The sequence below is a fragment of the Starkeya sp. ORNL1 genome, from assembly GCF_012971745.1.
GTDB lineage: Bacteria > Pseudomonadota > Alphaproteobacteria > Rhizobiales > Xanthobacteraceae > Ancylobacter.
Window position 1 is genome coordinate 6,250,857 of the sequence record NZ_CP048834.1, and the last position, 24,843, is coordinate 6,275,699.

At 66.7% G+C, this 24,843-nt stretch carries 24 protein-coding genes; 14 read left to right on the top strand and 10 right to left on the bottom strand.

Annotated elements, in window-relative coordinates; all coding sequences use genetic code 11:
• The first annotated feature begins 43 nt into the window (after positions 1 to 43).
• Complete coding sequence (locus G3545_RS29290; protein WP_170017792.1) at positions 44 to 763, top strand: SIMPL domain-containing protein; 720 nt, start codon at positions 44 to 46, stop codon at positions 761 to 763.
• Here G3545_RS29290 and G3545_RS29295 read toward each other — a convergent pair.
• A complete protein-coding gene (locus G3545_RS29295) occupies positions 742 to 1,674 on the bottom strand; it encodes a diacylglycerol kinase family protein (RefSeq protein WP_170017793.1) in 933 nt (310 codons plus the stop codon). The genes G3545_RS29290 and G3545_RS29295 overlap by 22 nt on opposite strands.
• A gap of 149 nt (positions 1,675 to 1,823) precedes the next feature.
• Here G3545_RS29295 and G3545_RS29300 point away from each other — a divergent pair, with 149 nt between their 5' ends.
• Positions 1,824 to 2,225 carry a hypothetical protein gene (locus G3545_RS29300; RefSeq protein ID WP_170017794.1) on the top strand — a complete coding sequence of 134 codons (402 nt, stop codon included), beginning with the start codon at positions 1,824 to 1,826 and terminating at the stop codon, positions 2,223 to 2,225.
• Between the two features lie 91 nt (positions 2,226 to 2,316).
• On the opposite strand, the gene G3545_RS29535 is transcribed toward G3545_RS29300, so the two are convergent.
• Entirely contained in the window at positions 2,317 to 3,480 is a 1,164-nt protein-coding gene (locus tag G3545_RS29535) for a hypothetical protein (protein ID WP_206151364.1), read from the bottom strand.
• Between the two features lie 493 nt (positions 3,481 to 3,973).
• On the opposite strand from G3545_RS29535, the gene G3545_RS29310 reads away from it, so the two are divergent.
• Both G3545_RS29310 and G3545_RS29315 read left to right on the top strand, forming a co-directional pair.
• The gene (locus G3545_RS29310) at positions 3,974 to 4,240 is read left to right on the top strand and encodes a SemiSWEET transporter (protein WP_170017795.1); all 267 of its coding nucleotides are present in this window, start codon (positions 3,974 to 3,976) and stop codon (positions 4,238 to 4,240) included.
• Positions 4,241 to 4,288: 48 nt separating this feature from the next.
• Positions 4,289 to 4,642, top strand: a complete 354-nt coding sequence (locus G3545_RS29315; RefSeq protein WP_170017796.1) for a DMT family protein — start codon at positions 4,289 to 4,291, stop codon at positions 4,640 to 4,642.
• Positions 4,643 to 4,677: 35 nt separating this feature from the next.
• Here G3545_RS29315 and G3545_RS29320 read toward each other — a convergent pair whose 3' ends face one another.
• The 3 genes from G3545_RS29320 to G3545_RS29330 form a co-directional block, all read right to left on the bottom strand.
• Positions 4,678 to 5,856 (bottom strand): PQQ-dependent sugar dehydrogenase, encoded by a 1,179-nt coding sequence (locus G3545_RS29320; protein ID WP_246702621.1) that lies wholly within the window; start codon positions 5,854 to 5,856, stop codon positions 4,678 to 4,680.
• Positions 5,857 to 5,972: 116 nt separating this feature from the next.
• The gene (locus tag G3545_RS29325; protein ID WP_170017798.1) at positions 5,973 to 6,224 is read right to left on the bottom strand and encodes a hypothetical protein; all 252 of its coding nucleotides are present in this window, start codon (positions 6,222 to 6,224) and stop codon (positions 5,973 to 5,975) included.
• A 460-nt stretch (positions 6,225 to 6,684) separates the two neighbouring features.
• Positions 6,685 to 7,323, bottom strand: coding sequence for a glutathione S-transferase family protein (locus tag G3545_RS29330; protein WP_170017799.1), 639 nt, complete (start codon positions 7,321 to 7,323; stop codon positions 6,685 to 6,687).
• A 161-nt stretch (positions 7,324 to 7,484) separates the two neighbouring features.
• Here G3545_RS29330 and G3545_RS29335 point away from each other — a divergent pair, with 161 nt between their 5' ends.
• The 7 genes from G3545_RS29335 to G3545_RS29365 all read left to right on the top strand — a co-directional run bounded on the left by G3545_RS29335 (position 7,485) and on the right by G3545_RS29365 (position 16,121).
• Positions 7,485 to 8,687, top strand: a complete 1,203-nt coding sequence (locus tag G3545_RS29335) for a pyridoxal phosphate-dependent aminotransferase (RefSeq protein WP_170017800.1) — start codon at positions 7,485 to 7,487, stop codon at positions 8,685 to 8,687.
• Positions 8,688 to 8,829: 142 nt separating this feature from the next.
• Positions 8,830 to 9,321 carry a DUF992 domain-containing protein gene (locus G3545_RS29340; protein ID WP_170017801.1) on the top strand — a complete coding sequence of 164 codons (492 nt, stop codon included), beginning with the start codon at positions 8,830 to 8,832 and terminating at the stop codon, positions 9,319 to 9,321.
• Positions 9,322 to 9,518: 197 nt separating this feature from the next.
• Positions 9,519 to 10,013, top strand: coding sequence for a DUF992 domain-containing protein (locus G3545_RS29345; RefSeq protein ID WP_170017802.1), 495 nt, complete (start codon positions 9,519 to 9,521; stop codon positions 10,011 to 10,013).
• A 229-nt stretch (positions 10,014 to 10,242) separates the two neighbouring features.
• Positions 10,243 to 12,315: an elongation factor G gene (locus G3545_RS29350; RefSeq protein ID WP_170017803.1), complete on the top strand. Its 2,073-nt coding sequence runs from the start codon at positions 10,243 to 10,245 to the stop codon at positions 12,313 to 12,315.
• Positions 12,316 to 12,456: 141 nt separating this feature from the next.
• A complete protein-coding gene (gene msrP, locus G3545_RS29355; protein WP_170017804.1) occupies positions 12,457 to 13,440 on the top strand; it encodes a protein-methionine-sulfoxide reductase catalytic subunit MsrP in 984 nt (327 codons plus the stop codon).
• Positions 13,441 to 13,608: 168 nt separating this feature from the next.
• Entirely contained in the window at positions 13,609 to 15,252 is a 1,644-nt protein-coding gene (gene ybaL, locus G3545_RS29360; protein WP_170017805.1) for a YbaL family putative K(+) efflux transporter, read from the top strand.
• A gap of 341 nt (positions 15,253 to 15,593) precedes the next feature.
• On the top strand, positions 15,594 to 16,121 hold the full coding sequence (locus tag G3545_RS29365; protein ID WP_170017806.1) for a DUF2380 domain-containing protein: 528 nt from the start codon (positions 15,594 to 15,596) through the stop codon (positions 16,119 to 16,121).
• A 138-nt stretch (positions 16,122 to 16,259) separates the two neighbouring features.
• Here the strand turns inward: G3545_RS29365 and G3545_RS29370 are convergent, their stop codons facing one another.
• Both G3545_RS29370 and trxB read right to left on the bottom strand, forming a co-directional pair.
• Positions 16,260 to 17,153 (bottom strand): LysR family transcriptional regulator, encoded by an 894-nt coding sequence (locus tag G3545_RS29370; protein WP_170017807.1) that lies wholly within the window; start codon positions 17,151 to 17,153, stop codon positions 16,260 to 16,262.
• Positions 17,154 to 17,191: 38 nt separating this feature from the next.
• Positions 17,192 to 18,172: a thioredoxin-disulfide reductase gene (gene trxB / locus G3545_RS29375; protein WP_170017808.1), complete on the bottom strand. Its 981-nt coding sequence runs from the start codon at positions 18,170 to 18,172 to the stop codon at positions 17,192 to 17,194.
• 250 nt (positions 18,173 to 18,422) lie between these two features.
• Between trxB and G3545_RS29380 the strand changes: the two genes are divergently transcribed.
• From G3545_RS29380 to G3545_RS29390, 3 genes are all read left to right on the top strand, one after another.
• Positions 18,423 to 18,902 carry an Lrp/AsnC family transcriptional regulator gene (locus tag G3545_RS29380; RefSeq protein WP_170017809.1) on the top strand — a complete coding sequence of 160 codons (480 nt, stop codon included), beginning with the start codon at positions 18,423 to 18,425 and terminating at the stop codon, positions 18,900 to 18,902.
• A gap of 79 nt (positions 18,903 to 18,981) precedes the next feature.
• A complete protein-coding gene (locus G3545_RS29385) occupies positions 18,982 to 20,016 on the top strand; it encodes an ELM1/GtrOC1 family putative glycosyltransferase (RefSeq protein ID WP_170017810.1) in 1,035 nt (344 codons plus the stop codon).
• Complete coding sequence (locus G3545_RS29390) at positions 20,016 to 20,858, top strand: glycosyltransferase (protein ID WP_170017811.1); 843 nt, start codon at positions 20,016 to 20,018, stop codon at positions 20,856 to 20,858. The genes G3545_RS29385 and G3545_RS29390 overlap by 1 nt, the downstream gene beginning before the upstream one ends.
• Here G3545_RS29390 and G3545_RS29395 read toward each other — a convergent pair.
• The 3 genes from G3545_RS29395 to G3545_RS29405 all read right to left on the bottom strand — a co-directional run bounded on the left by G3545_RS29395 (position 20,828) and on the right by G3545_RS29405 (position 24,737).
• Positions 20,828 to 21,913 (bottom strand): glycosyltransferase family 4 protein, encoded by a 1,086-nt coding sequence (locus G3545_RS29395; RefSeq protein WP_170017812.1) that lies wholly within the window; start codon positions 21,911 to 21,913, stop codon positions 20,828 to 20,830. The two genes, G3545_RS29390 and G3545_RS29395, sit on opposite strands and share 31 nt — an antisense overlap.
• 54 nt (positions 21,914 to 21,967) lie before the next feature.
• Positions 21,968 to 23,266, bottom strand: coding sequence for an autotransporter outer membrane beta-barrel domain-containing protein (locus G3545_RS29400; protein WP_170017813.1), 1,299 nt, complete (start codon positions 23,264 to 23,266; stop codon positions 21,968 to 21,970).
• Positions 23,267 to 23,495: 229 nt separating this feature from the next.
• The gene (locus tag G3545_RS29405) at positions 23,496 to 24,737 is read right to left on the bottom strand and encodes an autotransporter outer membrane beta-barrel domain-containing protein (protein WP_170017814.1); all 1,242 of its coding nucleotides are present in this window, start codon (positions 24,735 to 24,737) and stop codon (positions 23,496 to 23,498) included.
• Positions 24,738 to 24,843 lie beyond the last annotated feature (106 nt).

Sequence of the window (24,843 nt, forward strand, 5' to 3'; positions counted from 1 at the left end):
GCTTCGTCAGCCGACGCGCGGCCTATCATCCGGGAAGCCCGCCATGCAGCCGTTCCGCGCCATCATCATCGCCGCCGTCCTCCTCAGTGCGAGCCCGCTCGCGGCGCAGGATGCGGGCCCGCCGGCGCGGCGCTCGACCCTTGCCGTCGGCGGGGAGGGCATTTCCACGGCGACGCCGGATATTGCCAGCTTCTCCACCGGCGTCGTCAGCGCCGCCAAGACCGCGCGCGAGGCGCTCGATGCCAACACCAAGTCGGTCACCGACGTCATCGCCGCGATCAAGGCGGCGGGCGTCGAGGCCCGCGACATCTCGACCTCCGGCTTCTCGGTCCAGCCGCAATATGTGAACGTCAAGCGCGACGGCACCGAGGCACCGCGCATTGCCGGCTATGAGGTGCGCAACACCGTCACCGTGCGGCTGCGCGATCTCACCAAGCTCGGCGGCCTGCTCGACGATGTGGTGACCAAGGGCGCCAACCAGATCGGCGGCATTTCCTTCGACATCGCCGAGCCGGCCAAGCTCGAGGAGCAGGCGCGTATCGCCGCGGTGAAGGATGCCCGCCGCCAGGCCGAGATCATGGCCGAAGCCGGCGGGGTGCGGCTGGTGCGGGTGATCTCGATCGCCGAGGAGGGTGCCGCGCCGCCGATGCCGCGCATGATGGCGGCGGCGCCGATGTCGAAGCGCGATTCGGTGCCGGTGGAAGCCGGCGAAACCGAGGTGCGCGCCCGCGTCACCATCGTCTATGAGATCGAGCCGCGCTGAGTCTCCTGACCACTCGCGTCCTCACGCTGCCACGGCATCAGCAGCGTGAGCGCGGACGGCTCGATGCCGTAGTCGAGCGGGATGCGCTCGCGCGAGAGTTCGCCGTCGGTCGACACCCAGCTGCGGCTGCGGCGCCTCCTCAGTTCGATGTGCCGGCCGGTCAGGCTGATGATGCCGGGATTGCCGCGCCATGAATCGGTCACCATGTCGGCGCCGGCCTTCAGCTTGGCGAGCGCGCCACGGTCCTCGGCGATGTGGATCTCCATGATCGCTTCGTCGAGCCGGGCACGGCGCCAGCCCGGACCGCTGAAGCGGTTCACCGTGACCAGAGCGGCGAACGCCTCGAAATCATGCTCGTGTCCATCGATCGTCACCCGCAGGGCGAAGCGGCCGGCGCGGCGCAGCGCAAAGAACGCAGCGATGGCGACCACAAAGAAGCGGCCGAGCTTCCAGTGCCGGGCTGCCTCGCGCGCCCGCGCCATCTGGCTGAAGAAGCCGATGCCGGAAATGGTGTGAAACAGCCGGCCATTGATGGTGCCAAGGTCGATGCGGTGCGGCCTGGCCTCGTCGAGCGTGGCCAGCGCCTGCTGCAGATCGAGCGGCATGCCGATATCGCGGGCGAGCAAATTGAGCGTGCCGAGCGGCAATATGCCGAGCGTCTTGTCGCTGCGGACCAGCGCGCTCGCGGCAAGATTGACGCTGCCGTCCCCGCCGCCGACGATGACGGTATCGTGCGCGCCATCCTTGGCAGCGCTGATCGCCTCGACCAGCTTCCGGCCGGAAAGCAGGCGCACTTCGATCTCGCGCCCGTCCTGTCCCAACTCACGCTCGATCAGCGCCCGGACCGCGTCTGCGCCGCGGTCGAGCACCGTGCCTGCGTCGGCATTGAGGAGGACCAGTATTCGGCGCATGACCATTCCGGCTCGCAGGAGAGGGCAGGGCGTACCTGAACGTCAAGGTCGACGGCGCGGCAATCTTCATCGAGGTGCGTGCCCGTTGCGTGCCCGACACGGATCGGGCAGTTGATGGGCGGCAGCATGTGGGCGCTGCGGAGGGTGCGATGAGCGATGCGGGTGGCGGCGCGAAGCCGTCGATCATGCGGCTGCGGGCGGGATTCCTGGTGCTGCTCGCGCTGCTGATGGTGTCGGGCATGGCCGGGCGCTGGACAGCGACGCTGTTCTCGCTCGGCCTTGGCTGGGCGGCGCTGATCGGCCTCGTGGTCGCGGTGCTGATCGGCGCGGTGCTAAGCCGGCTGAGCGCTGCGGCCTATGTCGGCGTCGCCGCCATGGTCTGTGCGGTGCTGATGTACACCGTCTTCGATTTTGCACGCGGGCCGGTCGACTGGTCCGATGGCCTCGCCGGTGGGGTCGCGCTGCTGCTCGGCCTGCTGCTGGCCGCAGCGTTCTGGGACTTCTGGCGCCTGACGCACGAGGTCCGCGCCTGGGCCTACAAGCACGAGTGATGGGACACTGCTGACCGCGCAGCTAAAAGCCCGCCCGGACGACGTCCGGGCGGGCCGAATCTCGTAGCGCATCAGCGCTCATATCAGCATATCAGCCGCCGATCAGGTCGCGGCACAGCGCGACGATGCCGGCGTCATAAGCGCGGGGCTCGGACAGCACGCCGGTGCAGCGCAGCTTCTTGGTGGCCATGTCGCCACTGTTGTTGCCGCCGCGACTGCCGGCAAGTCCGCTACCGCCGCTGCCATTGCCACCGTCGCCGCCATTGCCGGCGCCCGGACCGCCGGGACCACCCGGACCGCCAGGGCCACCCGGTCCACCGGGGCCGCCCGGCCCACCAGGACCGCCGGGGCCACCCGGGCCGCCGGGATTACGGCCGCCACCGCCGCCAATGCTCAGCCCGACATCGACTGAGGCAAGGCTGGGTCCGCCGACCGTGGCGCCGACCGTTGCCTTCAGGCCCTTGCGGCCGCCGAGCGTCGCCTTGGCGTCGACATCGGCAACCTTGCCATTGCCGAGCACTGTGGCGTCGGCCTTTGCCTTCAAGCCCTTCTGGCCAAAGGCGGAGACCCGGGCATTGGCATCGACCAGGCCCTTGCGATTGGCGAGCGAGGCGTCGACGTCGGCCTTGATGCCGCGATGGCCAAACACCGAAACGCCGACATCGGCGAGATTGCCGTTGGTGCGGTGCTTGCGATCCACATCGACGAGTTTGCCCCGCTTCAGCAAGTCGACCTGCAGCGAGAGCAGGTTCTTGCGGCGATGCGGATTGGTCGGCACTTCGTTCATGGCGGTCGCCGCCGGCGCGGATGTCGTGGATGCACTGGAACTGCTGCTCGTCGCGCTGCTTGCGGTCGAGCTCGGGCTGCCCGTCACGCCGCCCGTCGCGCCACTTGCCACACCACCGACGCTGCCTACGGCGCCGCCCACAGCGTCACCGACACTGCCGACCGTGCCGCCAACGGCGCCGCCGACGCCCGACACGGCGCCCCCGACTCCGGAGACCGCACCGCCAACGCCGCCGCCGATGGCGCCGCCGACACCGGAGACAGCACCACCAACGCCTGACACCGCGCCTCCGACCGAGCGGCCGATACCGCCGAGCGCGCCACCGAGTCCGCCGTTGCCGCCGCGCCCGGGGCCATTACCGCCGTTGCTGCGGGCATCGGCAGGTGCGGTGGCGAGCGCTACGGTCAGCGCGACTGCTGCCGTGCCGAGTAGATAAGGGATTCGACGATAGTGCGAATTTATGCGCATTTTCTTCGCTCCTCGTGAATAATGGCACCTAACTACCGTAGGTGGATGATCCGACCGCGAGTATAACTAAGATAATTGCATTTTGATCCGCAGTATCGGTTCTTCGATCTTGAAAATACAAGATAGTAAATATTGATTTGCATAAATTTGCTTCCAAATTGCCTTATTTGATATTAGGTCGACCGCATTCGGATGCCGTTCTGGAAGTGATGATTATGTACTAAAGGTATTATACTATAGTAAAATAGGGTTAATGTCTCAAATGCGGCGAGTTGCAAGTTGCGAGCGCCGCCGCTTCGGGAACCACAGGTTCGTGGGTGCAAGTTTCAACTTTCCGTGCGCGCACAGGATTGCAGGTCGTTCTTCGCGGTTCGGCGTGGCTCATCACGACCTGTTTCGGCAGCAGGCCGAACTGTGATTCTTCAAGTCGTCTCGTCCGATTGACGCTCGCCTGGCGGCATGGGAGGTGTCGCCGCGTCGCGGAACACATCTCATGGCGCTTTCACCTCTCTCCACCGAACTGATCGGCAGTGCCGCCGCGCTGCTGACGACACTGTGCTGGCTGCCGCAGGCGCTGAAGCTGCTGCGCAGCCGCGAGACCCGCGACCTCTCGCTCGTTGCCTATGTCGCCTTCTCCGGCGGTGTCTTCCTCTGGCTGCTCTATGGCATTCTGATCGGCAGCGTCCCGGTGATGGCGGCGAACGCGGTGACGCTGGTCCTGGCGCTCGGCATAGTGTCGCTGAAGCTGCGCTATGGCTGAACTTCAGCCGCGCCGGAGCATTGCCAGAGCATTGCTATAGGAGACCAGATGCCCGCCTTTCTGCCGCCGACGCTCGTGCCGATCCTGCTGCTTGTCGCCTCGAACATCTTCATGACGTTCGCCTGGTACGGCCATCTCAAGCACAAGTCCGCGCCGCTCATCATCGCCATATTGGCGAGTTGGGGCATCGCCCTCTTCGAATATTGCCTCGCCGTGCCGGCCAATCGCTTCGGTTCCGCGGTCTATTCGACAGCGCAGCTGAAGACCATCCAGGAAGTCATCACGCTGCTGGTGTTCGCCGGCTTCTCGGTGCTGTGGCTAAAGGAGCCGCTCGGCTGGAACCACCTTGTCGGCTTTGCCTTCATCGCCTTCGGCGCATTCTTCATCTTCCACAAGTGGTAGAAGCTGTCTTCGCGACGGTTTGCGAATGAAGCTGATCAACCCGCCGGCGCGACGCGCAGCACGCGCCCGGCGCCGGGATCATCGGTGAGCAGCCAGAGCGCGCCGTCCGGGCCCGGCACGACATCGCGAATGCGCTCGCCGAGATCTTCCAGCAGGTCTTCTTCTTCAGTCACGCGCTGCTTGTCACCGTCGAGCCGCAGGCGCACCAGCCTGGAGCCACTGAGCGCGCCCACGAACAGGTCACCCTTCCAGGCCGGGAACAACTCGCCCGTATAGAAGGCGAGGCTGGAAGGCGAGATGGAGGGATCCCAGTATTTCACCGGCTGCTCCATGCCGGGCTTCGCGGTGCCCTCGCCGATGGCAAGCCCGGTATAGTCGCGGCCATAGGTGATGACCGGCCAGCCATAATTCCTGCCGGCTTCGGGATGGTTCAACTCATCGCCGCCGCGGGCGCCGTGCTCGACGGTCCAGAGCCGTCCGGTGACCGGATCGAGCGCCGCGCCCTGTACATTGCGGTGGCCGTAGCTCCAGATCTCCGGACGCGGGCCATTGGCCTTGGCGAAGGGATTGTCGTCCGGCACCGTGCCGTCCGGCCAGATGCGCACGATCTTGCCGATATGGGTGGAGAGGTCCTGCGCCTTCTCGCGCAGCGAATAACGATCGCCCAGCGTGATGAACAGCGAGCCGTCGCGGGCGAACACCAGTCGCGAGCCGAAATGATTGCTGCCGCCGCTCGCCGGCTGCTGGCGAAAGATCACCTGCACGCCGTCGAGCCAGGCATTGCCGGCTTCCTCCATCAGCTTGCCGCGGGCGACGCTGGTGCCGGCGGCACCCTCGCGCGGCTCGGCATAGGAGAAATAGACCATCCGGCTGTCGGCGAAGTCCGGCGCCAGAGCGATATCGAGCAGCCCGCCCTGGCCATTGGCGAAGACCGGCGGCACATTGGCGACGGGTGCCGAGACGGTGCCGGAGCGCGAGATGATGCGCAGGCGCCCGGGCCGTTCGGTCACCAGCATGCGGCCATCGGGCAGGAAGGCGAGGCCCCAGGGATTCTCCAGCCCCGAGGCGACGGTCTCGACCTCCAGATTGCCGGCGGAGGACTTCGACGTGACCGTTTTGCCATCCTGCGCTGCGCCGGCGCCGGCGACGATGCTGGCAATTACCAAAGTCAGCGCAGCGGACAGGATACCGGCCCGACGGGGGAGCAGGTTCAAGGCGAGCCTCCGCATCTCATGTGAACGGAGGGTAAGCACGTGTCGGCGAGGCGGGCTACCGATGCCGGCTTGAAAACCGCGTGAGTGCCCCGCCCGGCGCTCAGCCCGTTTGGCGTTCAGCCCATGCGGCTGCGCCGGCGCACCTCGTCGGTGCGCGGCTCGGGGCCAAGCGTATTGCGCAGCATGAAGCTGGTGAGGACGCACAGGCCGGCGAACAGCGAGATCAGCACCGCGCCCATGGTGAGGCGCCCGGTGTCCGCGACCATCGTCACGTCGAGTTCGGCGGCTGCGGCACGATCGACGCCGAAGGTGCAGGCCACCGCGAGAATGGCGAGGGTGAGCGAGAGCACGACGCCGGCCTCGAGCACGGCACGCCGCGCAAGGCGCGTGGCCGACCGGGATCTCGCGAAATGAGCGGGGACGTTGCGCGGCATAGTGCAGCCCTTCCGTTCGACCTGACGAATCGCTTTCGCCGATGGAGGTCAAGTTCCGGGGGGAACGCGGCCCGGCTTCGACCGCATCTAGGCAGGCGGATGCGATTTCAAGGCGATTTCGCGACGAATTATTAAAACGGGATTCACCATGTCATTGGTCGTCATCGCCGCCCCACGGGTCTTGCCTCCGGCGAGGCCGAGGGCCGGCTCCGCCCGAAGGGCGTGGAGCCGGGATCGCGTTAAGGAGTTGCGCGTCACCTTCCTGCGATCCCGGATCGGCCTGGGCCGTCCGGGATGACGACGTGTGGGTGAGGAAAGAGAAGAAGGTGCTCTGCTTCAACATCCTTCGAGGCCCGGCGAATGCCGGGCAGCTCAGGATGACGTCGTCCGCATTTCACAGCGCCGGCATCGCCGTCGCATTCTCGGGCCGCCACTCCATGCCGACATGGTCGGCCTCCGCGGCGACCCGGGCCAGCCAGCCGCGCACATTGGGGAAGGGGGCGAGGTCGATGTCGCCTTCCTCCGCGACATGGGTGTGGGCATAGAGCGCGATGTCGGCCACGGTGAGCCGGTTATCGACAAAGAAGGACCGGCGGCCGAGGTGCCGTTCCATCACGGCGAGCGCGGCATGGCCCTCTTCCATCCAGCGGTCGATGTCGTGGGTGCGCAGGTCGCGCCCGCCGCGTACCAGCTTCAGCCAGAAGCGCGCGGCGGCGATGGCGGGCTCGTGGCTGTGCTGCTCGAAGAACATCCAGCGCAAAGCCTCGGCGCGGGCGAAGCGATCCTCGGGCAGCAGCGACGTGCCTTCGGCGAGATAGACCAGGATGGCGTTCGATTCGGCGAGCAGGCGCCCGCCGGGAAGCTCCAGCAACGGCACCCGGCCTTCCGGATTCTTGATGAGGAATTCCGGGGTGCGGTTTTCGCCGCGCAAGAGGTCGATATCGACGAGGCGAAACGGCAGCCCAAGCTTTGCCAGCAGCAGCCGCACCTTGTAGCTGTTGCCGGAACTCTGCATCGAATAGAGCCTGAGCACGCGCGACCTCTGAACCTGCGACCTCTGAAAATGCCCGAAAGCAACCCTCCGGCGTCATCCTAACGCAGCCGCTCGGTGGCCCGCAGGTGGGGAAGCGCTTGCGGGGGCGCAAGTGCTCGATTAGTTGTCGCGCGCAAAACTTATCCGAATGGAGTCCGGCCATGAGCCTCCTGTCCGCCGCCATGAAGCGCATCCAGCCTTCGGCCACCATCGCCATTTCCAACAAGGCGCGGGTGTTGAAAGCGGAAGGGCGCGACGTGATCGCGCTGGCGGCCGGCGAGCCGGACTTCGAAACTCCGGACAACATCAAGGAAGCCGCGATCAAGGCGATCCGCGACGGCCACACCCGCTATACCGCGGTCGACGGCATTCCGGAGCTGAAGGCGGCCATCATCGCCAAGTTCAAGCGCGAGAACGGGCTCGACTACAAGGCGAGCCAGATCACGGTCGGCACCGGCGGCAAGCAGGTGCTGTTCAATGCGCTGTTGGCGACCGTCGACCAGGGCGACGAGGTCATCATCCCGGCGCCGTACTGGGTGAGCTATCCTGACATCGTGCAGTTCGCCGGCGGCACGCCGGTCGCTATCGAGACCAGGCTCGAAGACAATTTCAAGCTGAAGCCCGAGGCGCTGGAAGCCGCGATCACGCCGAAGACCAAGTGGCTGATCTTCAACTCGCCGTCGAACCCGACGGGCGCGGCCTATACGCGCGCGGAGATGAAGGCGCTCACCGATGTCCTGGTGCGTCATCCGCAGGTGCTGATCCTCACCGACGACATGTATGAGCACCTCGTCTATGACGAGTTCGAGTTCGTCACCCCGGCGCAGGTCGAGCCTTCGCTCTATGAGCGCACGCTGACCATGAACGGCGTGTCGAAGGCCTATTGCATGACCGGCTGGCGCATCGGCTATGCCGGTGGGCCGGAGGCGCTCATCAAGGCGATCGGCACGCTGCAGTCGCAGTCGACCTCGAACCCCAACTCCATCGCCCAGTGGGCGGCGGTCGAGGCGCTGAACGGCCCGCAGGATTTCATCGCCGCCAACAACACGATCTTCAAGGAGCGGCGCGACCTCGCCGTCTCCATGCTCAACCAGGCCTCGGGCCTCAAGTGCCCGAAGCCGGAAGGCGCCTTCTATGTCTATCCGTCCTGCGCCGGGCTGATCGGCAAGAGGACGGCTGCCGGCAAGGTGATCGAGAACGACGAGGCGTTCGCCACCGAGTTGCTCGACGCCGAGGGCGTGGCGGTGGTGCATGGCGCGGCCTTCGGCCTCGGCCCGGCGTTCCGCATCTCCTATGCGACGGCGACCAAGGACGTCGAGGAAGCCTGCCTGCGCATCCAGCGTTTTTGCGGTTCGCTGCGCTGAACCTGCGGATCTGACATCTCGGGGGCGCGCGGCGGCAACACCGCGCCCCTTTACCATTTGGATGCCCGATTTTACCGATTGCGCGTCAGGCGGTTTGATGGCTCGATCCCGCGCGGGCAAACGCCCCCAAGGAGATTGGACCATGATCCGCACCAATATCGCCCGCGCCTTCATCGGCGCCGCGCTCATTGCCGGCATCGCCGGCACCTTCGCCACCCCGGCCGACGCGCAGGCGCGCCGCATGGCCGCCGGCACGCTGGCATGCCGCGGCAGCTCCTCCGTCGGCTTCATCATCGGCTCCAGGCGCGTTCTCGACTGCACCTTCCGCTCGGTCCGCGGCTATCAAGCCAGCTATGAAGGTTCGATCCGCCGCTGGGGTCTCGATCTCGGCGTCACCGGCCGCAACGTTTTGCTCTGGAGCGTGCTGGCGCCAACCCGCGCGCCTCGTCCGGATGCGCTGAACGGCACCTATGTCGGCGTGTCCGGCAGCGTCGCGCTCGGCCTCGGCGTCGCCGGCAATGCGCTGGTCGGCGGTTCGAACCGCACCATCACCCTGCAGCCGATCAGCGTCGAAGGGCAGACCGGAGTGAACCTCGCGCTGGGCGTCGGCGACCTGACGCTGCGCGGCCGCTGATTTCCAGTCGACGCCTGCATTTCCCACGGCCCCGCTTCTATGTCGCGGGGCCGTTTACGTTTTTCTCAAGCCTTGGGATGCATCGTGCGCGGCGGCCCGGCCGGCTGCGCAGGTATCACGTTCCTGAGCGTCGGCCCCTTGCTTCCCCTCGCATCCGGCGTCCGCCGGAGCCGCCGACCATCCAGGAGATTTCGACCATGATCCGCACTGCACTTGCCCGCGCCGCGATGGCGGCCGCGCTGGTGGCCTGCGTTGCCAGCTTCTTCGCCGCACCGGCCGCCGCCGATACCGCCCGCCGGGTCGAGGTCGGCGTGCTGGCCTGCAAGGGCGCCGATTCCGTCAGCTTCATCGTCGGCTCGCACCGCGTGCTCGACTGCACCTTCAAGTCCAGGACCGGCAAGGTGTCGGCCTATCACGGGCTGATCCGCCGCTGGGGCCTCGATGTCGGCGTCACCGGGTCCAACATGCTGTTCTGGACCGTCTTCGCCCCGACCCGCGCGATCTCGCCGTCGGATCTCGACGGCAGATTTGTCGGCGTGTCCGGCAGCATCGCGGTCGTGGTCGGCGGCGCCGCCAATGTGCTGCTCGGCGGCTCCAACAGGACCATCATGCTGCAGCCGCTCAGTCTCGAGGGCCAGACCGGCGTGAACCTCGCGGTCGGCGTCGGCTCGATCGACCTGATCCGGCAGTAATCCCGCCTTATCACCACTGATCGGAGGACGGTCCCGCGGTCCTGCTGCGGGGCCGTCGGCGTTTTTCACGTATCGTTGCAGTGCACGACTGCCACCTTGTGCGCCGGCTCCAATGGGCAGACGATTGCCCCAAGGTCGACGCCAATCGACTGCATGCGCCGACCGAAAAATCGGTACCCCGCTTCGCGGTCCCGCGAGCGCTGAGAGGTGCCGGGCTAGGAGGCGACCCATGGAGACTCCCCAATCAGCATCCACTGCCGGAGACCGTCCGGTGCGGGCCAGAGCCGGGGCCGGCGGCACACGCGCCATCGCGCTCGTCGGCCCGTTCCAGAGTGGCAAGAGCACGCTTCTAGAAGAAATATTGGCCCGCACCGGCGCCATTCCCCGTGCCGGATCTGTAGATGCCGGCACCAGCGTCGCGGACGGTTCCGCGGAGGCCCGTGCCCATCGCATGAGCTGCGAGCTCACGGTGGCCACCACGCGCTATCTCGACGAAGAATACAGCTTCATCGACTGCCCCGGCTCGATCGAGTTCCTGCAGGAAATGCGCGGGGCGCTGCCGGCGGTCGACGCTGCCGTGGTGGTGTGCGAGGCCGATGAGCGCAAGCTGCCGCAGCTCCAGCTGATCTTGCGCGAGCTGGAAGAGGCGAAGCTGCCTCATCTGATCTTCCTCAACAAGATCGACAAGGCTGACAAGCGCCTGCTCGAAGCCTTGAGCATATTGCAGCCGGCCTCCAGCGTGCCGTTGCTGATGCGGCAGATTCCGATCTGGAAGGACGGCATCGTGGTCGGCTTCGTCGACCTCGCGCTGGAGCGTGCCTTCGTCTATCGCGAGCACGCGCCCTCCGAAGTGGTGCCGCTCGACGGCGACGAGCGCCTGCGCGAGCGCGATGCGCGCTTCTCCATGCTGGAGACGCTCGCCGACCATGACGACGCGCTGATGGAAGAGCTGCTCGAGGAGATCGAGCCGCCGCGCGACCGGGTGTTCGACGATCTCGCGAAGGAATTGTGCGAGGGCAGCGTCTGCCCGGTGATGATCGGCTCGGCGCTGCGCGGCAATGGCCTGTCGCGGCTCTTGAAGGCGCTGCGCCACGAGATTCCAGGCATCGCTGCCACCCGCGCCCGGCTCGGCATCAGTGCGGATGCCCCCAGTGCCTATGTGGTGAAGACCGTGCATGGCGGCCATGGCGGCAAGCTCTCCATTGCCCGGGTGCTCGCCGGCGAGATTGCCGAGGGCGCGCCGCTGGTGGGCGAGCTTGGCATCGCCGACCGGGTTTCGGGCGTGCTCGCGCTGTCCGGCAACGGGGCGCAGAAGCGCGGGCCGGCCGGCGCCGGCGAACTGGTCGGGCTCGCCCGGATCGACCACGCCGCGACCGGGGAGGTCATCTCCGCCCGCGGCGGCGCAAGCCGGCCGATCAACCGGCCGGAGCCGGTGCTGTCGCTCGCCGTGGCGGCGCGTGACCGCAAGGACGAGGTGAAACTCGGCCTCGCCTTGTCGCGACTCGCGGAGGAGGATCCGTCGCTGATGGTGCGGCAGGACGCAGCGCGCGGCGAGATTCTGCTCGGCGGGCAGGGCGAGATGCATCTGCGCGTCGCGGTGGAGCGGCTGTCCGGCCGCTTCGGCGTGGCAGTGACGACGCGGGCGCCGCGCATCGGCTATCGCGAAGCCATCAAGCGCGGCACCACGCAGCGCGGGCGGCACAAGAAGCAGTCCGGCGGACACGGCCAGTTCGGTGATGTGCTGATCGATGTCAAGCCGCTGGAGCGCGGCGAGGGCTTCCGCTTCACCGATGCCGTCACCGGCGGTGCCGTGCCCCGGCAATACATCTCCTCGGTGGAGGAGGGGGTGAAGGAAGCGCTGCAGCGCGGCCCGCTCGGCTTCCCGGTGGTCGACATCCATGTGACGCTGACGGACGGCTCCTACCACACGGTGGACTCGTCCGATCAGGCGTTCCGTGCTGCCGCGCGTATCGCGATTGCCGAGGCGTTGCCGAACTGCGTACCGGTGCTGCTGGAGCCGATCCACGAGCTCACCGTGGCGGTACCCGGCGAGGCGACGGCCAAGGTGAACGCCATCCTGTCAGCGCGCCGCGCCCAGATCCTCGGCTTCGAGCCGCGCCCCGGCTGGGGCGGCTGGGACATGGTGCGGGCGCTGGTGCCGGAGGCGGAGATTGGCGATCTCATCGTCGAATTGCGCTCGGCGAGCGCCGGCGCCGGCTACTTCACCAGCCGCTTCGACCATATGGCCGAACTGGCCGGGCGGCAGGCGGAAGCCGTCGTGGCGGCGGCGAAGGCGGCGTGACGGCATGATGAATCTGTGGGGCCGGTCCCCGGGGGGCCGGCCCTCTTTTTCTGGCAGCGCACGGCGAGTTGATGTGGCCGGTGTAACTTTCCACGCAGTCAGTCCGTATTGTCCGCATCGACCCATTCGATGGAGACATCCATGCTGATCCGCCGCCGCCCCTCATGGGAATTGCCGGAGAGCGCCGCCACGCCGGAGCATCTGTTCTTCTCGCGGCGCGCGCTGCTCGGTGCCGGCGCGGGGCTGGCCGCCTTTGCCGCGCTGCCGGCTACCGCCCAGGCGCAGGCGGTGGGGGACCCGTCCGGCGATCCGACCAAGGATCTCTATCCCGCCAAGAAGAATCCGGCCTACACGGTCTCGACGCCGGTGACGCCCGAGGACATCTCGGCGAACTACAATAATTTCTACGAGTTCGGCTCCGACCAGATGAATTATTCGGTGGCGCGCATCGCCGCGAAGATGCCGCGCCGGCCCTGGACGGTGAAGATCGACGGCCTCGTGGAGCAGGAGCGCGAAGTCGGCATCGACGACCTGATCCGTGCCATGACGCTGGAGGAGCGGCTCTACCGCCACCGCTGCGTCGAGGCGTGGTCGATGGTAGTGCCATGGACCGGCTTCCCGATGAAGGATCTGGTCGCCTATGCCAAGCCGCTCTCCGGCGCGAAATATGTGCGCATGGAAACCTTCCTGAACCCGAAGGTGGCGCCGGGGCAGAACCGCTTCGTCTATCCCTGGCCCTATGTCGATGGCCTGACCATGGCCGAGGCAACCAATGAGCTCGCCTTCATGGTCACCGGCATCTATGGCAAGCCTGCCCCCAACCAGTATGGCGCGCCGTTGCGCCTCACCGTGCCGTGGAAGTACGGCTTCAAGTCGGTGAAATCGATCGTGCGCATCTCCTTCGTCGCTGAGCGGCCGGTCGGGCTGTGGGAGAAGGTGCAGGGCCGCGAATATGGCTTCTGGGCAAATGTGAACCCGGAGGTTGCGCATCCGCGCTGGAGCCAGGCCAGCGAGCGCGACATCGGCACCGGCGAGCGGCGCCCGACCTTGCTCTATAATGGCTATGCCGAGCAGGTGGCTCCGATCTATGCCGGCCTCGACAAGACCGAGAAGCTCTTCATGTGACTGCGCGATGACCTTCGCAGGTGCAATATAGTCGAGTGAAAGCGCCCGGCCGGCCGCTTTTCGACTGGATTTCTCTTGCGAAGCGCCCTCCCTGATACCATTTCGCCATGAGAGTGCCGGACTATCCGTGGGCTCGTTCAATTCAAGCCCGGAAGGAGAGCCCGCCTCATGCCGCATCATGTGCCGTTGATCGCCACCATCTGCGTCGGCTTCCTGCTGGCGGCGATTTTCGGATATTTTGCGACCAGGCTCCGGCTCTCGCCCATTGTCGGCTATCTCGTCGCCGGCTTCGCCGTCAGCCCCTATACGCCGGGCTTCGTCGCGGACTCCTCGCTCGCCTCGCAGCTCGCCGAACTCGGCGTCATCCTCCTGATGTTCGGCGTCGGCCTGCACTTCACCCCGCGCGACCTGATGCGGGTGTGGAACGTCGCGGTGCCGGGCGCCATCGGGCAGATCGCGGTCGCCTCGCTGTTCGGCCTCGGGCTTGCGCTGTGGTGGGGCTGGAGCATTGCCGGCGGCCTCGTCTTCGGCCTATCGCTCTCGGTCGCCTCCACCGTGGTGCTGCTGCGCGCGCTGGAGGACCGGCGCGAGCTGGAGACCGAGAATGGCCGCGTTGCCGTCGGCTGGCTGATCGTCGAAGACCTCGCCATGGTGCTGGTGCTGGTGCTGCTGCCGCTGCTCGGCAGCATCGCGAAAGGCGAGGGGACCAGCCTCGCCGACCTTGCCGCCTCCATCGCCACCACGCTCGGTGCGGTGGCGCTGTTCGTCGGACTGATGCTGGTGTTCGGCCGGCGCTCGGTGCCGTGGCTGCTGGCGCAAATGGCGCGCACCAATTCGCGCGAGCTGTTCACGCTGGCGGTGCTCGCCATCGCGCTGGGCATCGCCTATGGCTCGGCGGTGCTGTTCGGCGTGTCGTTCGCGCTCGGCGCCTTCTTCGCCGGGCTGGTGCTTGCCGAATCCGATCTCTCGCACCGCGCCGCCGAAGGTTCGCTGCCGCTGCGGGACGCCTTCGCGGTGCTGTTCTTTGTCTCGGTCGGCATGCTGTTCGATCCGTCGATCCTGCTGCGGCGGCCGCTCGACGTGCTGGCGGTGCTGGCGGTCATCCTGTTCATCAAGTCGATGGCCGCGGTCATCATCGTGCGGGCGCTCGGGCGCGGCGCGGGCATGGCCGGCATGGTGGCGGCGAGCCTGGCGCAGATCGGCGAATTCTCCTTCATCCTGATCGGCCTCGGCGTCGAGCAGGGGTTCGTGCCGGAGGATGCGCGCGGGCTGGTGGTGGCCGGCGCGCTGCTGTCCATCGCGCTCAATCCGTTCATGTTCCTGCTCTCCGACCGGCTGCGCAGAAGCCGTGAGGAGCCGGATCAGGAGGATGCCGGCGTTCCGGTCGGTCCGCACCGGCCGCATGGCGACGGGCCGGTGATCCTGGTCGGGCTCGGTCGCGTCGGCATGGTGGTGGCGGGTCAGCTTCGGCAGGCCAAGATGCCGGTGGTCGGCGTCGACCAGGACCGGCTCAAGATCGAGGCCTGGCGCAAGGCCGGGGGCAAGGGCGTGACGGCCAGCGGACCGCTGGACGAGATGCTGCAGGATGCCGGCGTCGACATTGCGCGGGTGCTGGTGGTGACGGTGCCGGACGAACTCCAGGGCGGGGCCATCGTCGAGGCGGCACGGCGGCGCCGCAAGGACCTCTTCATCGTCGCCCGCGGGCATAGCGAGGATGGCGTGGAGCACCTGCGCGCCCAGGGCGCCGATCTCGTTGTCTATGCCGAGCGCGAGGTTGCCAACCGTATGGTCGAGAACATTCTCGCCGGCTGATCTTTCGCAGCTGATGTGCGCCGCACAAAAGAAAAAGCCGGGCTCTTGGAAGAGCCCGGCAAGTCTCGCCGCCTGAGCGGCGAACCTTCCAGAGGGGAACAGCCAACGCACAAGGTGCGCGGCTCCCCCCTGATATGCTCACCAATCAGGCTTATTGCAATGCAGAATGCCCGCATAGCAGGCATGCGTCAGGCGGGATGGTTCGATATCTGCGGCAATTTGCCCAGAAATACATCAGAATGACATGTTGCCTCCCGGCTTGCTGGGGGAGGGTGTGACATGGTCTGCGTTGCGCTAAATTCCGCCGGCGCAGCCCGCAGAGGCTGAGATGGAGGCCGGCCATGACGACCCTTTATCGGGCTTTCCTGCTCGCGACGCTTGCCACCGTTCAAGTCTTGGCAGGGGCACCTGTACAGGCGGCCTCGCCGCTGATCGTGGCGGTGCCGGATATCGGCTTTTCGGATTCCTCCGGCGAAGCAAAGAATCAGGACGCCGATCATCGGCAGCGGCTCCATGCGCTGGCCGACGGGCTCAGGGCCGACATCGCCAAAGACGGGCAGGTCGCCAGCCTGGCGCTGAGCTGCGGCACAATGCCATGCCGGCTCGATGGCGGCGAAGTGGGGCGGCTCAGGTCGCAGGCGCACGATGCCGGCGCTGCGTTCATCGTGCTGTGCGGCGTGCACAAGATGAGCACGCTGGTGATGGCGATGAAGGTCGACGTGTTCGAGGTCGACAGCGGCCGGCTCGTCACCTCGAAGCTGCTCAGCTTCCGCGGCGACAATGACGAGGGCTGGCGGCGCGCCGGGGTGTTCGTGGCGCAGGAGGTCGCGGATGCGATCGCAAAGCCGAGTGGTGCGGCGCCGCGGTAGCGGCTTCCAGACTTGGCGTCATCCCGGCCGCAGGCGAAGCCGGAGAGCCGGGATCGCAAGAAAGCGAAGAGCGTTTGCGCGATCCCGGATCAGCCTTCGGCCGTCCGGGATAACGTCCCGAGCTAAGGGAGAAGGGGCTCAGAAGCTCCAGCGTTGCGCCTTCGCCACCAGGAAGTCGCGGAATACCTGGATGCGCGCCACCGAGCGCATTTCCTGCGGATAGACGAAATAGGCGTCGAGCGTCGGGGTGGGGCGCTCGGCGAACAGTTGTACCAGCGTTGCCGAATCCTCGAGCAGGTAGTCGGGAACGATGCCGATGCCGACGCCGCGCTCCACCGCGCGCTTGAGGCCCAGCACGTTGTTGACCGAGAGCGCCGGTACGCGGCCGTCCTTGCCGTCTTCGATCCCGGCCCGCTCCAGCCAGTTCAGCGCCTGGAAATAGGACGGGATCGGCCCGCCGAGCAGGATGATGCGGTGCTTGTCGAGTTCCTCCAGCGTGCGCGGATGGCCGTTGCGCTTGAGGTACTCCGCCGAGGCGAAGGCGTGGAAATGCACGGTGAACAGCTTCCGCTGGATCAGGTCCGGCTGCACCGGCTGGCGCAGGCGGATGGCGACGTCGGCCTCGCGCATGGCGAGGTCGAGCTCCTCGTCGGTGAGGATCAGCGTGATGCGGATGTCCGGATAGAGCTCCAGGAACTCGCCGATGCGCGCGGTGAGCCAGTGCGTGCCGAGGCCCATGGTGGTGGTGACGCGCAGTTCGCCGTTCGGCTTCTCGCGGCTGTCGGTGAGCTTGGCGCGCGCCGCCTCCAGCTTCATGAAGACTTCGTGCGCGGTCCGGTACAGCAGGTCGCCCTGCTCGGTGAGGATCAGCCCGCGGGCATGACGATGGAACAGCGGGATGTTGAGTTCCTGTTCCAGCGCCGAGACCTGCCGGCTCACAGCCGACTGCGACAGCCCCAGCGCCTCGCCGGCATGGGTGAACGACCCTGCCTCGGCAGCGACGTGGAAGACCTTCAGCTTGTCCCAGTCCATGTCACGTGCCCGCGGCTTTGCCCCCTCCATGACCGCCTCTACTCCGCTGCCGCAGCGAGCGGATGTCGGGCAGCGAGGAAGCGCTCGGCCTCCAGCGCCGCCATGCAACCCATGCCGGCGGCGGTCACCGCCTGGCGGAAGATATCGTCGGCGACGTCGCCGGCGGCGAACACGCCTTCCACCGAGGTGGCAGTGCTATCCGGCGCCGTCCATACATAGCCGCTCGGCTTCAGGCGAAGCTGGCCATTGACCAGTTCAGTCGCCGGGGCATGGCCGATGGCGATGAAGACGCCGTCCGCCGGGCGCGCCGTGAAGGATCCGTCGACGGTGTCCTTCAGCACGACGCCGGTGACCTTGGGCGGATCGTCCTGGCCCTTCACCTCATGGAGGGCGGCGTTCCACACCACCTCCACCTTGGGATTGGCGAACAGGCGATCCTGCAAGATGCGCTCGGCGCGGAAATGGTCGCGTCGATGCACGATCGTCACCTTGGAGGCGAAATTGGTGAGGAACAGCGCTTCCTCGACCGCGGTATTGCCGCCGCCGACCACGATGACTTCCTTCCCGCGATAGAAGAAGCCGTCGCAAGTGGCGCAGGCCGAGACGCCGAAGCCGCGATATTGCTGCTCCGACGGCAATTCCAGCCAGCGGGCCTGCGCGCCGGTGGCGAGGATCAGCGTATCGGCCAGCCAGAGGGCGCCGGAATCGGTCTCCAGCCGGAACGGGCGGCGGGACAGGTCGGCCTTGGTCACGATGTCGTTCACGATGCGGGTGCCGACATGCTCGGCCTGGGCCTGCATCTGTTCCATCAGCCACGGCCCCTGGATCGGGTCGGCGAAGCCGGGATAGTTCTCGACATCGGTGGTGATGGTGAGCTGTCCGCCGGGCTGGATGCCCTGGATCAGCACCGGCTCCAGCATGGCGCGGGCGGCGTAGATGGCGGCAGTGTAGCCGGCCGGCCCGGAGCCGATGATGAGCACCTTGACGTGGTTCGAGGCCGGCGATGCCGTGGCAGACATGGTTCACTCGCGATGGCGCGGCCGCTGCGGCAGCCGGCAAGAAGGTATGAAGCAAATGCAGACGACGAAGAGGCGGGTGCCCCAAGCCATGCGAAAACGTAGGGACTGCATGTGGCGCCCGCAAGGCGTCGGTGCATCATCTCTTAGTTGTCCATAGGAGTTTGCAGGCCGTCACGAAATATTATTGCGCCGAGGCCACGCTCCTCTATGGTGCGGCGCATCACGAGGCTTGTCGCTCGAGGAGGTGTGCGTGGTTCGCCGGATCGATGGCATTGACCAGAATATCCTGCGCGAACTGCAGGAGGACGGCCGCATCACCAATGTCGAGCTGTCGAAGCGGGTCGGCATATCGGCGCCGCCGTGCCTCCGGCGCGTGCGCTCGCTGGAGGAAGACGGCATTATTCGCGGCTATCGCGCGCTGCTCGACGAGAAGAAGCTCGGCTTCGACCTGATGGCGTTCGCCATGGTGCATCTCGTCAGCCAGGCCGAGGCGGATCTTTCCGCCTTTTCCGAGCAGGTGCAGCGCTGGCCGCTGGTGCGCTCCTGCTGGATGCTCTCCGGCGAGGTCGACTTCCTGCTGCTGTGCGTCGCCCCTGATCTGCGAACCTTCCAGAATTTCGTGCTGGAACTCACCGGCGCGCCCAATGTGCGCAATGTGAAGACCGCGCTGACCCTCAAGCAGGCCAAGGACGCGCCGGTGGTGCCGATGGAGGGGGCGCCGCACGGCTGAGCGGCTTGCCTGGAACCTTGTGCGACATCCGCCCATGCTTGAGAACAGAGAGATCGAAGATCACTTCCGGGAGCCAGACTTGAAGCTGCTTCTGCTCCTGGAGGGCCGGCTTGGTCACATCAACCAGGTCGAGGGCCTCGCCATGGTCATCGGACGGTCGACGCCGGTCGAACTCGAGCGGCTCGTGGTGCGGCGTTCCCGCTTCGCCCATGAGGATGTCCGCAAATTGGTCATGCGGTATCTCGCGCCGGAGCCGGTGCGGTGGCTGCGCCGGCTCTATGGCATCGACACCGCGCTGGTGCGGCGCCCGGACATCGTCATCGGCTCGGGTCAGGTCACCATAGCGGCGGGCATCCTGCTTGCGCGCCACTTCAAGGCGCCGCTGGTGTTTTCCGGAGCTGTCGAGGGGTACGACACCCGCGACGTCGCGCTCCAGCTGGTCAACTCGCGGCGGCGAGCAAGCGAGCCGCGCTCGACCTATGCACCGATACCCTCGCTCATCGATCCGGATACGCTGCCGGCGCCGCGCCGTCTTGCCGCACCGTCCGACCTTGCCGGCGCCGACATCGCGCTTCTCGTCGGCGGCACCGCCTACCGGCGCCGCTATGAGGCAGCGGAATGGGAGGCGTTGGAACGCCTGGTGCGTGAGGTCGCGGCACAGTTCGGCGTGCGCTGGCGTGTCGGCACGTCGCCGCGTACCCCGGCTGAGGTGAGTGACCGCCTTGGTGCGATGCACATGCGTGGGGAGATCGCCGACTTCCTCGATTTCCGCGCCGCGGGCGCTGGCTCGGCGCACGCCTTGTTCCGAGCCGACGCGATGGTCGTCACGGCGGATTCGACGAGCATGCTGGCGGAAGGGCTGGCGGCGAGGCGGCCGGTCGTCGCCCTGAAATCCACGCGGGTGCACAAGCATTATGCCGACGAGGTGATCGCGGCCATGGCCGGGCCAAGCCTTGCCGTCCTGCCGCTCGCGGACGTCACCGCCGGGCAGTTCGCCGAGACGCTGCTGGGCCTGGAAGCGCCACGGCTCGATGCACGCGATCTCATCGCGGCGGCGCTCGCTCCAATCGTGAAACAGGCGCGGGACGTTTCCCGTGGGCAGGGACAATCGTGATGGTGGCCATCGTCTGCATAAAATGGGGTACGTCCTACCCTGCCGACGACGTGAACATCCTCTATCAAGGGGTGAAGGACCATATAAGCGGGCCGTTCCGCTTCCTCTGCCTGACCGACAATGCGGCGGGCTTGCGCGAGGAGGTCGAGGTGCTCGATCTGCCGGCGACGGGGGGCCTTTCTCTCCGCTGGAGAGGATGCTGGCCGAAGCTCGCAATGTTCAAGCGCGGCGTGCTCGATGGTGTCGACCTGGCGCTCTATCTCGATCTCGACGTGGTGATCGTCGGCTCGCTCGACCCGATCGTCGATCATGTGCGCGACAATGCTGGCCTTCATATATTGCGCGAATGGAACCCGACGATCTGGAACCTGGTGCCGTTGAACTGGCGCCCCGACCGTGGCGGCCAGAGCTCGATGGTGGCGTGGCGTCCGGGCGAGCAGGACCATCTGTTCGACGACGTCGTCGCCGACCCGGAGCCGGCCTACAGGCAATGGCGGAACGACCAGCGCTACATCAGGCAGAAGGCGCACGGCGCACACTATTTCCCGCCGGACTTCTGCATCAGCTTCCGCCGCCACTGCGTCTGGCACTACCCCCTGAACCTCATATTCCGCAGGGTGAAGAAGCCTGAGGGGCCGGCCGTCGTCGTGTTCCATGGCAGGCCGAAGCCGAGCGACCTGACGCGCGACGACCAGTCACGATGGGGGACCAAGTATCGATACGGCTTCGGCCCGGTCGACTGGGTCAAGGCCTATTGGCGCCGCGGGCTCGACGCCGCGAAGAACGTCCGGGCGCCCGCCGACCTCGATGATCACGGACGCGCCCGCCACATCTCCTCATAGACCGCATTGATGCGGGCGGCTTCGCGTTCGATGGAGAATTCCTCCACCACGTGCCGGCGCGCGGCCTCGGCCATGGCGTCGCGCGTCGACTCGTCCATGTCCATCAGCTTCGCGATGGCAGCGGTGAGGGCAGGGCCGTCATCGACCGGGACGAGGTAGCCGGTCTCGCCATCCTTCACCAGGTCCGGCGCGGCGCCGGATCTGGCGGCGGCGACGGGCGTGCCGCTCGCCATGGCTTCCAGCGGGACCAAGCCGTAGCCCTCGAAGCGCGCCGGTATGACGGCGACCGAGAGGCAGCGGAACCAGTCGGCCATGCGCTTGATCGGCTGTTCGCCGAGGATCAGGATCCGGCTCTCCAGCCCGGCGGCGGCGATGCGGCGCTTCAACCCGTCGAGGAAGGGCTGCTCCGTCGGGGTCGAAAGCCCGATGACCACCGCAGTCCAGTCGGGGTGGCGGGGCAGCAATTCGACCATCGCTTCCACGAACAGGTCCTGCCCCTTCTGGTGGCGCACGCGGCCGAACACGCCGATGCCGTGGCGGCCGGGCAGGCCGGTCGCGCGCCACGCCGCGGCGCGGTCAGGCGCCGGATGGAAGCGCTGGGTGTCGACGCCGTGCATGATGATGGTCGAGGCGCGATCGAGATAGGAGGCGGCCTGCGGCGAGGTGGCTATGACGGCGTCCATGCGCGCGATGAGGACGCGCAGGAACCGTCCGTGCCGCTTCTGCGCGGCCGAGGTGAACAGCAGGCGCACCGGCTGGCGCAACACGTCGCGCAGCATGATGCCGAATAACATTTCGATATCGCGGCGGGCATGCCAGATGCGCCAGCGGCGCCCATCCGGCCGGTGCCAGGCACCGCGCCAGAAGTCGCCCCATGAGATTTGCGGGACAGTGTCGGGGAGCCGCGGGCCGAGGGCGCGGATGCCGATGTGCCGCGCCTGTGCCGGCACCAGGGCGATGACGGTGGCGACGACGCCCGAGAAGCGACGCTTGAAGCTGGGCGCTATGACTTCGACGGAAGCGAGGTCGACAGGGCCGCCGCCGGGCTCTTGCATGCATTCATCCCCGCGGCCTTGATCATCAGGTCGGCGCCGCGGCGGAACCCATACTCAGAACGGCAGCGCAACGCCACCCGTGAGGGTGTGCTGCTGCGCGCTCTGGGCGATGTCGCCCTTGTATTTCAGCGAGGTGCGCCAGCCCGAGGTGAAGGCGGCATCGAAGCCGGCCTGCACCACCAGCGAATCCTCGGCGATCGGCATGCCCGCCACGGCGAAGGATTCGCCGTCGAGGCCCTCATAGACGAGGTCCGGATCGGTATCGCCGAACACATGGCGCCAGCCGAGATCGAGCATCGGATTGACCAGCACGCTGCCGACGTTCATCGCGCCCATCAGGCGCATGCCGATCAGCGTATAGGGCCAAGTCTCCTCCTGCTGGTCGGCATTGAGATAGTTATTGCCGTTCACCTTCTCGGTGAAGCCGTCGACCTGCACCCAGGAGACACCCGCCGAGACATAGGGCTCGACCGCGGCATTGGTGCCGACCTGCTGGACATAGCTCAACTCGCCCAGCGCCTCGACATGGTCGGCATTGTAGTCGGCGCGCGCGGTCTGCGTGTCGAACTCGACCGGCCGGCGGCTGGAGAGATCATAACGCTCATAGGCAACGATGCCCTTGGTGCGCCAATTGCCGGCGGCGCCGGTGGCGTAGAGCGAGGCGTGCCACGCATCGGCATCGAGCGTGCCGGAATTGTCGTCCATGTCGAAGCGGGAGTCGCTCCAGCCGCCGGCGAAGCCGATGCGGAAATCCTGGCTGACCGGCAGGTCGACGCCGGCGAAGACCGCACCGGTCTGGAGACTGGCGCCGGGGCCGCCATTGACGCCGTCATAATTGGCCCAGCGGCCGGCACCGCGCACCCAGATCAGATTGGGGTCGATCATCGGCGCCGGTCCGACCGGGGCCTTGGTGGCGAGGTCGGCATTGCGGCCCTCGATCATCTGGTCGAGGCTCGCAAAGGGGGAATCGTCCGCCGGCTTCGGCTGCTGGGCATAGCCCAAAGGTGCGCTAGCGCCGCTGCCACCCTGGCCGACGGGCGTCATCATGCGCTGGAACACCGTGGTGAAGAAGGGCGAGCCGGGCATGCCGATGATACCGATCGCCGAGGCGTTCAGCTCGAGCGAACCGCAGGCGTCGAGATTGGGACCCTCGCCGGGGTATGAAGGATAATCGCCGCCGCCGTCCTGCAGCGTGTCGATGGTCGTTGTCCTGGTGTCGAACGTGGGGATTTCGCGATCGTCGAAGCAGCGATTGCCGGTCGGGGGCGCCGGTGCCGCCAGCGCGCCGGTCGCCATCGCGCTCAAGCTGCCGACCGCCACGCACAGCATTAATGCCCGACGCAGGTTCAGCATTCGACTTCCCCATACGCACAACGCACTTGCGGGGCCATCCCGACCCCGTACCCACCAGCCGGCGCTGAGGCAATCACGCTGGCGGTGGAGAATCAATCGCAACTGAATGCGATATTAGGAATCCTTTAATAAGTGCGAGAATTTGGCCGGACCGTGGTGGCTTCAAGGCCACAGTTTGACGGCAAAATAATCCAGCCGCATCAGCGGCTTCATCGCGGCATCCGCGGTCTCAGAACGGGATGGCGAGCCCGGCCGAGAAGGTATGGAGCTGGGCGTTGTCGGCGATCTCGCCGATATATTTCAGCGAGGTACGCCAGCCGGTCCCGGGCAGTACGGCGTCCAGGCCAAGCCCGACGACGAGGCTGTCCTCGGCGATGGGAATGCCCGAGACGGCAAAACTGGCTTCCGGCATGGTGTAGACGAGATCCGGCGTGACATCGCCATAGACATGGCGCCAGCCGAGATCGAGGCTCGGCGAAACCAGAGCGCCGGCAAGCTCGAACTGCGTCGTCAGCCGCGCGCCGATGATGCTGTAGGGCCACGTCTCGGAATGACCCTGGACACCCCAGAGGCCATCCTTGGGTGCTCCTTCCGGCACTTTTTCCCAGAAGCCCTGCGTGTCGAGCCACGAAACGCCGACCGAGGCATAGGGTTCGACTGCCAGCGCGCCGAAGGTCGCGACATAGCTGACCTCGGCCAGTGCCTCGATATTGTTGGCGGAATAGCTGGCCGTGGCTTCCGTGGTCTCCCGGCCCCATGGAATCTCGCGACGGCTTTCGAGATCGTAATAGGCATAGGTGGCGATGGCGCGCATGCGCCACGGGCCATTGGCGTGGGTGGCATAGCCGGAGATATGGTAGCCGTCCGCTTCCAGATTGGAATCCGTGTCGGTCTCCAGGAAGGAGCGGCTATAGCCGGCAGCGATGCCGAACCGGGTCTGTGCGTCATAGGGCAGATCGAGGCCGATGAAGCCGGCGCCCCCATGCATGTCCACGGCCGGCGCGTCGCCCTGCTGCTGGCTGGAGCCGACGCGGCCGACACCGCGCATCCAGAACAGCGACGGGTTGGGGGCCGGCGGGAGATCGGCGTTGCGGCCTTCCTGCACGCCGTAGGTGGGATCTACGCCCTGGTCGCGGCCGAACAACTGGTCGAGCGCCTGGGCGGCGTTGGTGCGGGCTCGTGATTCCGCTGCCTCCTCGGCGTAATAGGTGGCGCCGGGAATCTGCTTCTGGCGCTCCTCGCGCTCGTTGTCGCTCAGCTTGTCATAGACCAGCGACATCAGCGGGGAGACCGGCGTGCCGAAACTCGCCACCGCTCCGATGGCCGGACCGATCGGGCCAATCGGCCCGATGCAGCTATTGGCTTCGGGAGGGCAGGGGGGAACCTGCGCGGCGGCCGGCACAGCGCCGAGCAGCGCCAATGCGGCGCTCCCGATGCCCAGCCAAAGCTCCAGCCCCCTGTAGCCCCGCACGAATCCGTTCCCCGCTCATACCCGCTTAAGGTCGCCCGGTTCAGCCCTGTCGATTTGTCGATTTTCGGGCGATAACCGATGTGATGCCGATTTCGAGCTGAAGTGT

Excerpts from the sequence above, each read along its gene's own strand:
- G3545_RS29395 (WP_170017812.1), bottom strand. The coding sequence starts at position 21,913 with ATGCAAGAGCCCGGCGGCGGCCCTGTCGACCTCGCTTCCGTCGAAGTC.
- G3545_RS29315 (WP_170017796.1), top strand. The coding sequence starts at position 4,289 with ATGCCCGCCTTTCTGCCGCCGACGCTCGTGCCGATCCTGCTGCTTGTC.
- trxB (WP_170017808.1), bottom strand. The coding sequence starts at position 18,172 with ATGTCTGCCACGGCATCGCCGGCCTCGAACCACGTCAAGGTGCTCATC.
- G3545_RS29390 (WP_170017811.1), top strand. The coding sequence starts at position 20,016 with ATGGTGGCCATCGTCTGCATAAAATGGGGTACGTCCTACCCTGCCGAC.
- G3545_RS29310 (WP_170017795.1), top strand. The coding sequence starts at position 3,974 with ATGGCGCTTTCACCTCTCTCCACCGAACTGATCGGCAGTGCCGCCGCG.
- G3545_RS29350 (WP_170017803.1), top strand. The coding sequence starts at position 10,243 with ATGGAGACTCCCCAATCAGCATCCACTGCCGGAGACCGTCCGGTGCGG.
- G3545_RS29335 (WP_170017800.1), top strand. The coding sequence starts at position 7,485 with ATGAGCCTCCTGTCCGCCGCCATGAAGCGCATCCAGCCTTCGGCCACC.
- G3545_RS29340 (WP_170017801.1), top strand. The coding sequence starts at position 8,830 with ATGATCCGCACCAATATCGCCCGCGCCTTCATCGGCGCCGCGCTCATT.
- ybaL (WP_170017805.1), top strand. The coding sequence starts at position 13,609 with ATGCCGCATCATGTGCCGTTGATCGCCACCATCTGCGTCGGCTTCCTG.
- G3545_RS29300 (WP_170017794.1), top strand. The coding sequence starts at position 1,824 with ATGAGCGATGCGGGTGGCGGCGCGAAGCCGTCGATCATGCGGCTGCGG.
- G3545_RS29365 (WP_170017806.1), top strand. The coding sequence starts at position 15,594 with ATGACGACCCTTTATCGGGCTTTCCTGCTCGCGACGCTTGCCACCGTT.
- G3545_RS29370 (WP_170017807.1), bottom strand. The coding sequence starts at position 17,153 with ATGGACTGGGACAAGCTGAAGGTCTTCCACGTCGCTGCCGAGGCAGGG.
- G3545_RS29345 (WP_170017802.1), top strand. The coding sequence starts at position 9,519 with ATGATCCGCACTGCACTTGCCCGCGCCGCGATGGCGGCCGCGCTGGTG.
- G3545_RS29535 (WP_206151364.1), bottom strand. The coding sequence starts at position 3,480 with ATGCGCATAAATTCGCACTATCGTCGAATCCCTTATCTACTCGGCACG.
- G3545_RS29290 (WP_170017792.1), top strand. The coding sequence starts at position 44 with ATGCAGCCGTTCCGCGCCATCATCATCGCCGCCGTCCTCCTCAGTGCG.
- G3545_RS29400 (WP_170017813.1), bottom strand. The coding sequence starts at position 23,266 with ATGCTGAACCTGCGTCGGGCATTAATGCTGTGCGTGGCGGTCGGCAGC.
- G3545_RS29295 (WP_170017793.1), bottom strand. The coding sequence starts at position 1,674 with ATGCGCCGAATACTGGTCCTCCTCAATGCCGACGCAGGCACGGTGCTC.
- msrP (WP_170017804.1), top strand. The coding sequence starts at position 12,457 with ATGCTGATCCGCCGCCGCCCCTCATGGGAATTGCCGGAGAGCGCCGCC.